Origin of the sequence: Niallia sp., assembly GCF_031978665.1 — a bacterium.
Classification (GTDB): domain Bacteria; phylum Bacillota; class Bacilli; order Bacillales; family Cytobacillaceae; genus Niallia.
In genome coordinates this window covers 1-14,818 of sequence record NZ_DALZDK010000018.1, presented here as the reverse complement: position 1 = coordinate 14,818, position 14,818 = coordinate 1, and the positions used below count along the sequence as shown (strand labels likewise).

The 14,818-nt window shown below is 36.9% G+C and carries 15 protein-coding genes; 11 read left to right on the top strand and 4 right to left on the bottom strand.

Going from position 1 to position 14,818, the window contains the following annotated elements; genetic code table 11:
- On the top strand, positions 1–232 hold a 232-nt coding region (locus tag RTL21_RS11400; protein WP_312096011.1), incomplete at its 5' end, for a hypothetical protein.
- Here the strand turns inward: RTL21_RS11400 and RTL21_RS11395 are convergent.
- The 4 genes from RTL21_RS11395 to RTL21_RS11380 form a co-directional block, all read right to left on the bottom strand.
- Positions 233–559 carry an AzlD domain-containing protein gene (locus RTL21_RS11395; RefSeq protein ID WP_312096010.1) on the bottom strand — a complete coding sequence of 109 codons (327 nt, stop codon included), beginning with the start codon at positions 557–559 and terminating at the stop codon, positions 233–235.
- A complete protein-coding gene (locus RTL21_RS11390; protein ID WP_312096009.1) occupies positions 556–1,281 on the bottom strand; it encodes an AzlC family ABC transporter permease in 726 nt (241 codons plus the stop codon). The genes RTL21_RS11395 and RTL21_RS11390 overlap by 4 nt, the downstream gene beginning before the upstream one ends.
- A 136-nt stretch (positions 1,282–1,417) precedes the next feature.
- Positions 1,418–1,633, bottom strand: a complete 216-nt coding sequence (locus RTL21_RS11385) for a hypothetical protein (protein WP_312096008.1) — start codon at positions 1,631–1,633, stop codon at positions 1,418–1,420.
- An 88-nt stretch (positions 1,634–1,721) separates the two neighbouring features.
- Positions 1,722–2,939, bottom strand: coding sequence for an MFS transporter (locus RTL21_RS11380; protein WP_312096007.1), 1,218 nt, complete (start codon positions 2,937–2,939; stop codon positions 1,722–1,724).
- Positions 2,940–3,427: 488 nt separating this feature from the next.
- Between RTL21_RS11380 and RTL21_RS11375 the strand changes: the two genes are divergently transcribed.
- The 10 genes from RTL21_RS11375 (at position 3,428) to opp4C (ending at position 14,734) form a co-directional block, all read left to right on the top strand.
- A complete protein-coding gene (locus tag RTL21_RS11375) occupies positions 3,428–4,783 on the top strand; it encodes an aspartate kinase (protein WP_312096006.1) in 1,356 nt (451 codons plus the stop codon).
- A 428-nt stretch (positions 4,784–5,211) separates the two neighbouring features.
- Positions 5,212–6,021 (top strand): basic amino acid ABC transporter substrate-binding protein, encoded by an 810-nt coding sequence (locus RTL21_RS11370; protein ID WP_312096005.1) that lies wholly within the window; start codon positions 5,212–5,214, stop codon positions 6,019–6,021.
- A gap of 199 nt (positions 6,022–6,220) precedes the next feature.
- Positions 6,221–6,877 carry an amino acid ABC transporter permease gene (locus RTL21_RS11365; protein WP_312096004.1) on the top strand — a complete coding sequence of 219 codons (657 nt, stop codon included), beginning with the start codon at positions 6,221–6,223 and terminating at the stop codon, positions 6,875–6,877.
- On the top strand, positions 6,874–7,596 hold the full coding sequence (locus RTL21_RS11360) for an amino acid ABC transporter ATP-binding protein (RefSeq protein WP_312096003.1): 723 nt from the start codon (positions 6,874–6,876) through the stop codon (positions 7,594–7,596). Before RTL21_RS11365 ends, RTL21_RS11360 begins: the two co-directional genes overlap by 4 nt.
- Positions 7,597–7,912: 316 nt before the next feature.
- On the top strand, positions 7,913–9,118 hold the full coding sequence (locus tag RTL21_RS11355) for an amidohydrolase (RefSeq protein WP_312096002.1): 1,206 nt from the start codon (positions 7,913–7,915) through the stop codon (positions 9,116–9,118).
- Positions 9,119–9,159: 41 nt separating this feature from the next.
- A complete protein-coding gene (locus RTL21_RS11350; protein WP_312096001.1) occupies positions 9,160–10,374 on the top strand; it encodes a M20 family metallopeptidase in 1,215 nt (404 codons plus the stop codon).
- Between the two features lie 422 nt (positions 10,375–10,796).
- Positions 10,797–11,819, top strand: coding sequence for an ABC transporter ATP-binding protein (locus RTL21_RS11345; protein ID WP_312096000.1), 1,023 nt, complete (start codon positions 10,797–10,799; stop codon positions 11,817–11,819).
- Complete coding sequence (locus RTL21_RS11340) at positions 11,816–12,829, top strand: ABC transporter ATP-binding protein (RefSeq protein ID WP_312095999.1); 1,014 nt, start codon at positions 11,816–11,818, stop codon at positions 12,827–12,829. Before RTL21_RS11345 ends, RTL21_RS11340 begins: the two co-directional genes overlap by 4 nt.
- Positions 12,830–12,844: 15 nt before the next feature.
- Positions 12,845–13,795, top strand: a complete 951-nt coding sequence (locus RTL21_RS11335; protein WP_312095998.1) for an ABC transporter permease — start codon at positions 12,845–12,847, stop codon at positions 13,793–13,795.
- Positions 13,796–13,807: 12 nt separating this feature from the next.
- On the top strand, positions 13,808–14,734 hold the full coding sequence (gene opp4C, locus RTL21_RS11330) for an oligopeptide ABC transporter permease (protein ID WP_312095997.1): 927 nt from the start codon (positions 13,808–13,810) through the stop codon (positions 14,732–14,734).
- The last annotated feature ends 84 nt before the right edge of the window (positions 14,735–14,818 follow it).

Here is a 14,818-nt window from a genome sequence, read left to right as displayed (position 1 = left end):
AGCCGAGGGAATCGGGAAAAGTGGTTTTCATAAGCAGGATGAACGCCGAAAAAGCGGAGGGAAAGGGGAAAGTGGTTTTCATAAGCGGGATGAACGCCAAAAAAACGGAGGAAAAGGGGAAAGTGGTTTTCATAAAGCTAACGAAAATCCAAAAACACAGAAAAGGGGAAAAACAGCTTTCCCCCAAAAAAAACCCCCTTTAAAAGAGGCATTTTTACAAGTGAACGGATAACTACAATAACAATCTCACAACTGCCATACACACTACTCCAAATAACACGGTGGTCAATAAGCTTTTACTAAGAAAAGCAACAAGAATCGTAGGGATAGTCGCGAGGAGTGCTTCCCAATTAATACCGATACTAGATCCTCCATCAGTTTTTAAAAGACTTTCTACGATTAAACCAGTAAAAATACAAACTGGAAGAAAGGAAAGCCATTTTTCAACAGGCTTTGAGATGGTAAAATTGCGTACTACTAAAAAGGGGATAATTCTTGGAATAAACGTTACGAGTGTACAACCAATTAATAAAAGGAAAAAGCTTGAATTACTCATCATTTATCTGTCACCACCCCAATGGTAGCTACAATGATCGTTGATAAAATTACGCTTAAGCTACTTGATAAAAAAGTGGAGAAAACGAGCATGCATATTATCATCAATGTGATTAATAATAAATAGTGTTTCAGTTTAGTAGATTCAATTGTTTGCAACTGGAGAATCAGTAAGGCGATAAACATAGCTGGCAAAGCATAATCTAATCCAAACTGTTCAGGATCTGGGAACCAGCCGCCAATATATCCTCCGACTGTACAAGCTGCTATCCAAACAAGGTAGGCAGTAAGAGTCAGTCCGTTCATCCATCGATCATTAATTGGTTCTTTTCTAGCGATTTTCATAATAGCTACCCCAAATGACTCGTCTGTTACAAGGCTTCCAATGCCAATATTTTTCTGTACTGAATATTGGGTGAATTTAGGTGCTAGTGCTGAACTTAATAACAAGTGACGCAAATTCACAATAAATGTTGTAAGAATAATAGCACTAATTGGACTTGCAGCTGCGATCATTGCACAGATAATAAATTGAGAAGCACCAGCATAAACAAATGTGGCAAGCAAGAAAACATGTAGTACAGATAAGCCGGACGATACACCGACTACTCCCATCGCAAGGCCAATGCTTATATAGCCAAGTAATGTTGGAATACAGTCCTTCACTCCATCTAAATAGGAGAGGGTGTGTTGTTCTTCTTGTTCTTCTAATTTAATACTTTCCACGATTAATCCCCTTTATACAAATTAGTAATTGCATTTATTATATAAGGACGAAAATGTTTAGGCAATGGCTTAATATATGAGGATACTAGGGATGAAAATTCTTGGTTATCAATTTTTGCAGAAAATCGAAGAGTAATTAAATAAGAACACAAAAATAAAAACCATTCTCATCATATCTAGAAGAATGGTTTTGTTTATATTTCTTTTCTTTTCGTGTTAATTGTTCCTGCTTTGTTTTTGTTTTTTTCGTGATTGGCACGATGGTTCCCCATGATCCTCTTCGCATTGTTATATCAAATCCATTTTCTCTTAATGCTTTTTCTCGCTTCTTTCTTGCAGCTGATTTAGCCATTGGTTTTCCTCCTTTTAATGTCAATCATTTACTTAATTATACATCATAAAGGAGAAAAATGTTACTACACACCAGTGCAAGCTAGATGTTAAGAAGCCGATTGTTTGGATAACTTAGGATGTCGATGCATCATAGCAAATAAGAAAATACCGCTTGCTAATAAGAGAATACTAGTTGAAAAGAATACCATAGAGAAACCAAAATTTCCTGCGATTACTCCACCAAGGGCAGGGCCGATAATGTTGCCGAGAAAACGGAGACTTGTTTCGTATCCCATTACTTCTCCTTGCATGGCAATCGGTACCTCTTGACGGATATAAGCTACACGTACTGGAACCATTCCGCCAATTGCTACACCGAGAATAAAGCGGATAATAAGTAGTTGCCAGTATTGATTAACAAATCCCCCTGGGAAATAAATAAAGCCTGCGATAAATAAGAGGATAACGAGTATTTTTAGATGACCAGAGCGATCTCCTAATTCTCCCCATTTCCTTGCCATTAGCAAATTACCTAATCCTGCAGCTGAGAAAGCTAATCCAGCGAAAAAGGCAATATTCTCAGGTCCGTGCAATTCACTGACATATAAAGAAAGAATAGGCTGAATGCTAAAATGGGCAATTTGAATAAAGGCTGAGATCAGAAGCACGGTGATGAAAACAGGATTCTTAAGAATATAGGCCAATACCTCTTTACTTGTATAACTACTTTTTGTTCCCTTTTGGACAGGTAGAACAAATTCTTTTGTAGTACATACTAGAATGGCAGAAATAAAGATTGCCAGCGAAGTAAATCGGAATGTCGCGCCATAACCGAAGCTATCTGCTAATACGCCTCCAAGAAGCGGACCGATCAATGCACCAGTAATACTTCCTGTTTGTAAGGTTCCTAAAACTTTTCCAGCAATTTTTTTGGGAGTTTGAGTGGAAATAAATGCTTGGGACATTGGGATAAAACCAGTGAAAAATCCTGTGAAGAAGCGAAGAATAAAAACTTCCCATACTGAATTGGCGAAACTCATAAGAAATACTGATATACCAAGACCGATTGCCAAGATTATAAGGATTGTTTTTCTGCCGAATTTATCGCCAATTTTCCCCCAGATTGGTGAAAATAAAAAGGCTGCTACAAAGGTGACAGAGAAACATAATCCTGACCAATGCTGGACAAATTCTGGTGAATATTGACCAAATGATTCAATATAAAGCGATAAAAATGGGAGAACCATGGTCATACAGGCACTTATAAAAAAGTTGGCAAACCACATGATTCCTAAATTTCGTTTTGAATATTTTTGGTTTTCCATTTTGTAAAACACTTCTTTCTAATAAAGTAGAAATTATTTCATTAAAGGCCTCCTCCATCTAAGATGGAAAGAGAGTGCGAAAGGAAGAAAGAGGAGATTGTAACAAATAACACAAACAATTTCGTTTAACTAAATATTAGTTTAACGTAAAATTTACATAAAAGAAAGTATTTTGGGTGCCTTTTTCCAATAGATGTTCGGTGTTCTATATAAGAGGAAGGGATTTCTTTCAAGAAAAGACTGCAAGCTTGCGGTTTGTAGAGTTATATAGGAACCAAAAATTAACTGGAATTACCAATGAAGGATTTTCGTGTTTTTGTGTAAAAAATAAATTGTAAAATATTTAAAAACAGGAATGTTCTTTCTGTGGAAACAAATGTATTTTTAAGGAGGATAGCACTTGATTATTTAACATGAAATAGTGATAATAACGATAGTGGATAATTTTGAAAATTATTACTATTTAACAATCGGTGGGAGTTGTCGAAATGAAGGTTGTGAAATTTGGGGGTAGTTCCTTAGCTACAGGAAACCAATTGGAAAAAGTATTACAAATTGTAAAGGCAGACAGGGAAAGAAAGATAGTTGTTGTATCTGCTCCTGGAAAAAGATATGAGGAGGATACGAAGGTTACTGATTTATTAATACAATGTGCAACATCTGTATTAAATGGAGGAAGTCCATCCCCTTATTTAGAGGAAGTATTAACGAGGTATGCAAGTATTGCTAAAGAATTAGATCTATCTAGTGATATTATAGCGAATATTAAAAAGGATTTATTAGAACTAATGGAAAAATCTTCTGATGAAAAAGCTTTTATGGAAGCAATGAAAGCTAGTGGAGAGGATAATAATGCGAAATTAGTAGCGCATTTTTTTAAAGATAGAGGACTGGATGCAATCTATATTAATCCGAAAGAAGCGGGATTAATTGTAAGTGATAATCCTGGAAATGCTCAGGTGCTTGCTGAATCCTATGATCGATTATTCGCTTTAAGAGAGCAAAAGAAGATCATTGTGTTCCCAGGCTTTTTTGGTTATAACGAATCAGGAGAAGTTGTTACTTTTTCAAGGAGTGGATCAGATATTACTGGTGCTATTCTCGCAAATGGAGTAAAAGCAGACCTGTATGAAAACTTTACAGATGTTGATGCAGTATACTCGGTCAATCCTTCCATCGTTAAACAACCAAAAGAAATTAAGGAATTAACTTATCGAGAGATGCGCGAATTATCTTATGCTGGCTTTTCCGTCTTCCATGCTGAAGCGCTAATCCCGGCTTACCGTGCTGGAATTCCTGTTCAAGTTAGAAACACGAATAATCCTTCAGCTCCAGGAACGAGAATTGTTTCGGCAAGAAATAATACAAATGGACCGGTAGTTGGAATTGCCAATGATAAGGGATTTTGTTCTATCTATATTAGTAAATACTTAATGAATCGGGAGATAGGTTTTGCTAGAAAAGTTCTATCTATATTAGAGGATTACCATATTTCTTATGAACATATGCCATCTGGAATTGATGATTTAACTATCGTTTTGCGTCAAGACCAATTAGTAGGAAAAAGTGAACAAGAAATATTGGCGCGAATTTCTAATGAATTACAAGTAGATGAAATAAAAGTCGAGCATGATTTAGCACTCATCATGCTTGTAGGAGAAGGCATGCGTCATAATGTCGGGACAAATGCCCGAGCATCCAAGGCACTTGCAGAAGTAGGCGTAAATATCGAAATGATTAACCAAGGATCATCAGAAGTAAGCATGATGTTCGGTGTAAAAGAAAAAGTTGTCAAAAAAGCAGTAAAGGCAATTTATGAAGAGTTTTTTCCATACACGGTTTAAAAAATCTTTAAAGAAATATAAAGTAGAAATGAAATTCTCCTTCAAACTAAATAATGGCTACTATTAGTTATCGATAAGCGCCGTTTTCAGTGCCCCCGATTAGAGAGAGGGGGACGGCTTAAGGTAGTACGAGATCAGCTAGAGTACAAGTAATAGAAATAGACTTATAGAAAAAAGAAGTTCATTACTCAACAATTTATTTATATAATGAACTTCTTTTTTTAATTTTGTGTCTATTATTCAAATTTTAAGAAATTTTAAAAAGTTTTCTTGTATATAAATTAACAAAAAGTTATAATAAATGCATTACAAAAGATAGGTATATTGATATAAGAGTGGCAAGAATAGAATTTTTTTACTTTGTATTATTGGAAAATTCTACATTATACAAGTATAGGGTTTTCCTATCGAAAGAGGGGGATTTACCATTGAAGAACAAAGGAATTTTATTTACTTTATTACTATCGATTGTACTTGCCTTAGCAGCATGTGGTACAAGCTCTGAAAAAGCAAATGGTGATGGAGAAGGCAAAAAGAAACTAAGAGTAGTAACAGATGCGGCTTATGCACCATTTGAATACATGGATAAAGACAAGATTATTGGCTTTGATGTGGATGTTTTCACTGCAGCAGCAGAGGAAGCAGGATACGAGTTTGAAATTGTCAATGTTGGATGGGATCCAGTATTTGCTGAATTAGAGAATGGAACAGCAGATGTCGGTTTATCTGCAATCACGATTAATGATGATCGTCTTAAATCCTATGATTTCTCTATTCCTTATTTTGAGAGCACAAATAAAATTTTAGCTCCAGAAGGTACTGATATTGAGAAGGCTGCTGATTTAGTAGATAAGACAGTGGCAGTTCAGGCAGGAACAACAGGAGCAGATGCAGTAGATGCACTTTTAGGAAATGCCAACGAAAAAGTGAAAAAATTTGAAAATAATAATCTAGCCATTCTAGAAATGAAAAACAAGGGTGCAGATGCAGTAGTTGCAGATAATGCCGTACTTGAAACATATGCTAAAGATAATCCACAGGACAATTTTACAGTAATTGAAGATAAGGAAGGCTTTGAGTCTGAATTTTATGGTTTCATGTTCCCTAAAGATAGTGAAATTGTAGATGATCTCAGCAAGGGGCTTAATGCTATTTTAGATAATGGAAAATATGCAGAAATTTATAAAGAATGGTTTGGACAGGATCCAGATATTGAAAATTTAAAAGCGCAACAATAAGTATATGCAAATGAGGAAGGGTACTCAAAATGGGCATAACCCCGCTTTGACAATTAGGGAGCACAAATTTTCTTCCATATTGTAGCTAAGTGAGGGGCTGCTCCTTCTGAGTGCCCTTTTTTAAAGGAGAAAATTTGTGCTTTTCTATTGCCAAATAGTAAATGGATATCCGTCATATTGTTGTTTTGGAGGAGAAGTAATGGATTTTAATTTCACGATAATTTTGGAGTATGCAGATTTATTTAAAAAAGGAATATTAGTAACCATTCAATTATCCTTATATGCGATTGTGTTTGGTACTATTTTAGGATTAGTAATTGGGCTTGGGAAAATAGCAAAAAATCAGTGGATTTCCTTTCCTTTTCGCTGTTATATTGCTGTTTTTCGTGGAACTCCCCTTTTTGTACAAATCTTAATTATTCATTTTGGGTTCATCCCGTTATTCTTGAACACTACAAATGCAATGATAGCAGCAATTGTTGCATTGTCGTTAAATGCGGCTGCTTATATTGCAGAGATTTTCCGAGCAGGGATTGAGTCGATAGATCGCGGTCAGATGGAAGCTGCAAGATCTTTAGGAATGACTCATGTACAAGCAATGCGCTATATAATCCTGCCACAGTCTTTTAAACGAATGATTCCGCCACTTGGTAATGAATTCGTCGTTTTGATAAAAGATTCCTCTTTAGCAGCCGTTATAGCCGCTCCGGAGTTAATGTATTATGCAAGGCTAATGATGGGGCAATATAACCGAGTTTGGGAGCCTTATTTAACGGTAGCTGTTATTTACCTAGTTCTCACTTTAACATTAAGCTTCTTCTTAACTCGATTGGAAAGAAGGTTGAAAACAGAATGATTGTTGTAGATAAATTGAAAAAGTCATTTGGAAACAATGAAGTATTAAAGGATATTAGTGTTACGATTAACCCACAGGAGGTAGTTGTTATTATTGGTCCTTCTGGTTCAGGAAAATCCACTTTTCTAAGGTGTATCAATTTATTAGAAAGTATAACAAATGGAACTATTCATATTAAAGGGAAGAACATTACTGATAAATCCACCAATATTAATGAAGTTCGTAAGGATGTAGGTATGGTGTTTCAGCAGTTTAATTTATTCCCTCATAAAACGGTTCTTCAAAATGTCATGATTTCTCCCATAAAGGTAAAGAAAGTGGCGAAAGAGGATGCCAAGAAAAAAGCGCTAGCGTTATTGAAGAAAGTAGGATTAGAGGATAAAGCAAATGTATATCCCGATTCACTTTCAGGTGGACAAAAACAGCGTGTAGCGATTGCAAGAGCTTTAGCAATGGAACCAAGTATTATGTTATTTGATGAACCAACCTCTGCACTAGATCCAGAAATGGTCGGAGAGGTGTTGGAAGTTATGAAGGATCTGGCTAAAGAAGGAATGACAATGATTGTCGTAACTCATGAAATGGGTTTTGCCAGAGAGGTTGGTGATCGAGTTATTTTCATGGACGGCGGATACATTGTTGAAGAAGATGCTCCAACAGAGCTATTTAGTAATCCTAAAGAAGAACGCACAATCTCCTTCTTGAGTAAGGTCTTATAGGAACTTACCAAAAAACAGATGGAACTCCATTTAGTAAAGGAGTTCCATCTGTTTTTTTATAGGAATTAGGAATCAATTTTCTCTTATAGTACAAGAAAAATGTAAACGATAACAACCCTTATATAGGTGGATTCGACAAAAAATAGAAGTGATTGATTTAATTCTGAATATTTTGATGATTAAAAATTCTTATTATACTTTGTAGAAAATTACCGTTACTATAAAAGAAATCGAATGTAAGGGATATGCTTGTAGTTACATTTTTCTTCTTAGGAAGTATTCCTTATTCAAGAGCAAAATTATTAGGAGGGGTAGTATGTTAAAAAAGTGGCATAGTGAATTAGCCGAGATGTTTGATCAAATGGTTGAGTGGAGAAGGCATTTTCATCAGTATCCGGAACTATCTTTCCAAGAGGTGGAAACACCAAGAATGATTGCTGATATTTTAGAAGGATTCGGTATTGAGGTAAGGAGAAATGTAGGTGGTAGAGGAGTAGTCGGAAAAATCTACGGTGCAAAACCAGGGAAAACAATTGCATTGCGAGCTGATTTTGATGCTTTGCCAATACAGGATGAAAAGGATGTACCATATAAATCGAAGGTACCTGGTGTCATGCATGCATGTGGGCATGATGGACATACGGCAACCTTATTAGCGGTAGCTAAGGTACTTCAAGATAATAGAGACACCATTGCAGGAAATATCGTATTGCTTCATCAGCATGCAGAAGAGATGTCACCAGGAGGAGCAAAGGCGATGATTGAAGACGATTGTTTAAAAGATGTAGATGTCGTCTATGGTGCACATCTTTCCTCACTAAATGAATTAGGAAAATATTTTTATAAACCAGGATATTCTCAAGCGGCAGCAGATGCTTTTGAAATTACGATTAAAGGAAAAGGCGGACATGGTTCTGCTCCTCATGACACGGTAGATGCGATTGCCGTCGGTACTGCACTAGTTAGTCAGTTGCAATTTATTGCTAGTAGACGTGTAGACCCATTAAATCCAGTTGTATTGTCAGTCGGTTCGTTTCATGCAGGAAATGCGAAAAACGTAATAGCAGATACTGCAGTGATGAAAGGAACTGTACGTACACTAGATAAAGTCCTGCGCTTATTTATGGAAGATGAAATCAAATTAATGGCAACAGAAATTTGTGAAAGCATGCAGGCTACTTGTGAAATCAATTATATAAAGGGATATCCTTCGGTTTATAACCATGAGGAAGAAGTAGAGGTTTTTGAAAAGGTAATCGAAGATTCACTAGATAAGGATATGTTAGTTCGTTCCGTACCAATTATGGGGGCGGAGGATTTCTCCTATTATTTGCTTGAAAAGCCTGGCATGTTTTTTCATACAGGAGCTAAGGTATCAGATGGAAAAGCTTATCCTCACCATCATCCAATGTTCGATTTTGATGAACGAGCAATGATTTATGCTGGAAAAGCATTCTTGAGTATTGTCGACAAATATGTATCGATACAAGTAAAAGAAGATTTAGCTGAACCAGTTCTATAAAAGAGGTATTTTCAAATTTAAATGGGATGGGAGCGAAATATATGTTAGAAAAATGGTACAAAGAAATCGAAACTATGTATGACCAAATGATAGAGTGGAGACGACATTTGCACGAAAATCCAGAGCTATCCTTTCAAGAAGTAAATACAAGTAAAATGATTGGGGATTTATTGGAGAGCTTTGGCATTGAGGTAAGAAGAAATGTTGGTGGAAATGGAGTCGTTGGGAAAATTTATGGTGCGAAACCAGGAAAGACAATTGCTTTACGAGCAGACTTTGATGCATTGCCTATTCAAGATGAAAAAGATGTAGCCTTTAAATCAAAAGTGCCAGGTGTTATGCATGCATGCGGACATGATGGTCATACCGCTACTTTATTGGCAGTAGCAAAGGTTTTACAGGAGAATTCTGATGACTTAGCTGGAAATGTGGTTCTGTTACATCAGCATGCTGAAGAATTACCACCAGGAGGAGCTATTGCAATGATTGGAGATGGTTGTCTGGATGATGTAGATATTGTTTATGGTGCTCACTTGGCGTCTGGGAGTGAGCTAGGAAGTGTCCTTTTCGGAATAGGACCTGTTTCTGCTTCGAGTGACGCTTTTGAATTGAAAATTCAAGGGAAAGGTGGTCATGGTGCTTCTCCTCATCAAACGATTGACGCAATTGCAGTTGGTGCACAAGTCGCCAATCAGTTAAAACATATTGTAAGTAGAAGAGTAAATCCACAAAAGCCTGCAGTTATTTCCATTGGTTCTTTCCATGCAGGAAATGCAGGGAATGTTATTGCAGATACAGTGGAGCTCACTGGAACTATCCGTACATTTGATGAGGATGTGCGCTCATTGATTGAGGAGGAAATGGAACAACTCATCAGTGGAGTATGTAAAGCGTTCCATGCAGAATATGAGTTTAGTTATGCAAAAGGGTATCCATCTACCATTAATACAGCAGATGAAACGAATATTCTAGAAAAGTGTTTAATAGACGTCCTACCAGAAAGCAAAATCGTAAAAATAGAAAAACCAGGTATGGGTGGGGAAGACTTTTCTTACTATCTACAAAAACGTCCTGGATGTTTCTTCTCGGTTGGTGCTAGAAATGAAGCGATTGATGCTGTTTATCCGCATCATCATCCGAAATTTACCTTTGATGAAAGAGCGATGCTGCATACAGCTAAAATATTTTTAAGTTTGGTAGATTACTATACGAATTCTGAAAAGAAAGAAGCTTTAGTGAATAGCTCCACTATTTAATTAGAAAAAGAATCTAGCATTCATAAAAGTGTGTAAAGCGCCTATCAGCTAGCAAACTTCCAATCATCTCTTTTGCGTAGTCAACATCGATTCACTAACGTTCATCGTGTTTCCCTTATCTCAGTCGATGATTCTCCGACGTACAGGGATGTACTAGTGTCGACGTTGCGCAGTTAGTCGACCAGTTTGTACGCTGATAAACAAGGCGCTTACGCTTTTCTAAATAAATGAGATTAGGGATTCTAAGGTAGAAAACGATCTAGCTCCAGCGCCTATCAGCTAGCAAACTTCCAATCATCTCCCTACGATAAGTCAACATCGATTCACTAACGTTCATCGTGTTTCCTTTATCTCAGTCGATGATTCTCCAGTTTGTACGCTGATAAACAAGGCGCTTACGCTTTTCTAATAGGAGGGGAAGTATGGGTCAGAATGTTTTAGAAGTGGATAAATTGCAAACAGCTTTTCGTACGGATAAGGGCGAGGTTGTTTCGGTAGAAGAGGTTACATTTCAGCTTCAGCCAGGTGAAACCATTGGTATTGTGGGAGAATCAGGATGTGGAAAAAGTGTTACTTCCTTATCTATTATGAGATTACTAGGAAAACATGGATATATAAAAAAAGGATCGATTAATCTGAATGGAAAAGATTTAGCGAAATTAACAGAAGCAGAAATGCGTAAAGTTCGAGGAAATGAAATATCCATGATTTTTCAAGAACCAATGACTTCTTTAAATCCAGTTTTTACGATTGGTAATCAAATGGTGGAATTAATTCGTTTACATATGGGCTTAAAGGCAAAGCAAGCCAAAAGCTATGCGGTAGAAATGCTAAAGAAAGTAGGTATTCCAAGAGCAGAAATAATCATTGATGAATATCCACATTCTCTTTCTGGCGGGATGCGTCAAAGGGTAATGATAGCGATGGCTCTATCCTGTAAGCCCAAATTATTAATTGCAGATGAGCCTACTACCGCATTAGATGTAACGATACAGGCGCAGATTCTTGAATTAATGAAGAGCTTAAAAAATGAATCTGAGACAGCCATTATGATGATTACCCATGATTTAGGTGTTATTGCAGAAATGGCTGATAAAGTCATCGTAATGTATGCCGGACAAGTTGTTGAAGAGGCGGATGTCTTTACCCTTTTTGATGAGCCGAAACATCCGTACACCAAAGGCTTAATCGACTCCATTCCGCATTTAGAATATGATTCTCAGGAAAAGTTATATTCTATTCCTGGTTCTGTTCCGACGTTGCAACAGATGCCAAAAGGTTGTAGGTTTCACACTCGATGTCCTTTCGTTATGGAAAAATGTATTTCCGAAAAGCCTCCCCATATTAGCCTAGATAACAAACCCGATCATAAGGTTCGTTGTTGGTTGTATGAGGATAATCAGCAAGAGCACATCCAAAATGAAGAAAGGGAGGTTCATGTATGAGTGTAGAAACTCTACCTAAAAAAGACGGAATATTCGAAGAACAAAAACAACCATTAATTGAAATTCAAAATTTAAAGAAATACTATCCGATTAAGAAAGGGATATTATCGAAAACTGTTGGCTATGTAAAAGCGGTGGATGGTCTTAATTTTTCGATTTATCCTGGGGAAACCATTTCTCTCGTTGGTGAGTCTGGGTGTGGGAAATCCACTACGGGAAGAGCAATCGTAAAGTTAGATCCACCGACAGATGGGAAAGTGTTATTTGAAGGAAAAGATATGGCAACGATTCAACATAAGGAATTAAGAAAAATTCGGACAGAGATGCAAATTATCTTTCAGGACCCCTATTCATCTCTTAATCCACGTAAGCGTATAGGCGATTTATTGGCAGAACCATTGATTGCCCATCAACTTGCGACGAAAGAAGAAGCTAGTAAAAAGGTAGATCAAATACTTGAAATCGTAGGATTAACTAAATTCCATAAAGGCAGATATCCTCATGAATTCTCTGGTGGTCAAAGACAAAGGGTTGGTATTGCAAGGGCGCTTATGCTCAAGCCAAAATTAATTGTTTGTGATGAACCGGTATCAGCATTGGATGTGTCGATTCAAGCGCAGGTGTTAAATCTATTAAAAGATTTGCAAAAAGAATTTAACTTAACCTATTTATTCATTGCCCATGGTCTAGGAGCGGTTAAGTATATAAGTGATCGAATAGCTGTTATGTATTTAGGTAAAATCGTTGAAATTGGCAAGACAGAAGAAATCTTTAAAAATCCAAAGCACCCATATACGAAAGTGTTGTTAAGTGCTTATCCTATCCCTAATCCCCATCTACGAAATAGAGAGCGCATTGTAGTAGAAGGGGATGTTCCGAGTCCAGCAAATCCGCCAAAGGGCTGTAGATTCCATACAAGATGCCCAATGGCACAAGCTATTTGTAAGGAGAGAGAGCCGCTCTTAAATCCAGCGGATCATTCAGTTGCCTGTCATTTTCCACTAAGTTAAAGGAGGGAGATTTGTTTGTTCCAATATATTGTCAGGAGATTATTAATTGCTATTCCAGTGTTGTTAGGCGTAACTGTGTTTAACTTTTTAATTATTAACCTTGCTCCTGGTAACCCTGTGGATATGTATATTAATCCAGATACAACCCAGGCTGATATCGATGCGAAGAAAGAAGCATTGGGACTTAATGATCCCATTTACATTCAGTATTTTAGATGGTTAGGAAATCTTCTCCAAGGAGACTTTGGATTTTCCTATACAACGTATGAGCCAGTGTTAAATTTAGTACTAAATAGAGTGGGGCCAACACTGCTTCTAATGAGCACAGCCTTAGTTATTGCCTATATTATTGCTATTCCGATTGGAATTTTAAGTGCAACTAAACAGTATTCTTGGATTGATTATTTAACAACTACTTTTTCCTTTTTAGGTGTATCTATTCCTAACTTTTTCTTAGGCTTAGGAAGCATTTATGTTTTTGCTCTCGTTTTAAATATTTTACCTACAGGTGGGATGTTTACATTAGGTAGTAACGGAGGATTTGTCGATACATTATTTCACCTTATTATGCCAGCAGCTATATTAGGAACCGGGATTGCAGGAAGCACAGTCCGCTACGTCAGAAGCAGCATGCTAGAAGTACTAGGGCAGGATTATTTACGAACTGCTCGAGCGAAAGGATTAAAGGAATTTTTCGTTACGAATAAACATGGGTTAAAAAATGCGCTTATTCCTATTATTACGATCATCGGGATGGAGATACCGATTTTAATTGGTGGAGCTGTAGTAACAGAACAAATTTTCCAATGGCCTGGTTTAGGACAATTAACGATTCAGTCCATTTCATCACGTGACTATCCGACATTAATGGCTATAAATTTTATCGCAGCACTTGCTGTTTTATTCTCTAATTTGCTTGCGGATATTTTATATGCTGTTGTGGATCCACGAATAAAGTATAACTAAGGAGGAGTGAACATGAGTATTCCTAATGTGAAAATGGATACGGAATTACCTTTAAATAGCGTGGTGATCCCTGTCCAAGACCAATTGGGGAATGAAGAAAGCTACCTGAAACTAATAACAAAGCGTTTTTTTAAACATAAGTTAGCAGTTGTTGGAATGATTATTTTTTCATTAATGGTTTTGATTGCAATCTTTGCTCCAATTATTGCTCCACATAATCCGTATTCTGTGGATGGGGAATTTGGGGCTGCTCCTTCTGCGGAGAACCTCCTTGGTACAGATGAAGTGGGAAGGGATTTGTTTAGTCGCTTACTATATGCTGCAAGAGTATCTTTATCGGTTGGAGTAGGTGCAGTTGCAATTTATGTTGCCATCGGTACAATTCTAGGAGCTATTGCAGGCTATTTTGGAAAATGGGTAGACATGGTAATTATGCGTATTACAGATATATTCATGTCATTTCCGTATTTAATGGTTATTTTAGTTCTTGTAAGTATAATGGGACCTAGTCTTTTTAACGTTATTTTAGTATTAGGCTTACTCGGATGGCCTTCGATAGCCAGATTGGTAAGAGGCTGTGTATTAACAATCAAAGAAATGGATTATGTTAAAGCGGGAGTCGCCTTAGGCTATTCAACACCTAAAATTGTCTTCCAGCATATTTTGCCGAACTGTATTGCACCTATTCTAGTAAATGCTACATTCGGTATTGCATCTGCCATTATTATGGAAGCATCCCTCAGTTTTCTAGGGATGGGAGTTCAACCTCCAACAGCAAGCTGGGGGAATATGTTAAACGAAGCTCAATCTATTACTGTATTAGCATCGCAACCATGGTTATGGATCCCACCTGGAGTAATGATATTACTTTCGGTTCTTTCCATTAACTTCATGGGGGATGGTTTGAGAGATGCAATGGATCCGAAGAGCTTTAAATAATTAATCGTATGAATTTACTAATATTATAGACTCAACTTTCGCATACCAAATTAGGCAGGTAAGCTCTGATATAACTAGGCAGAC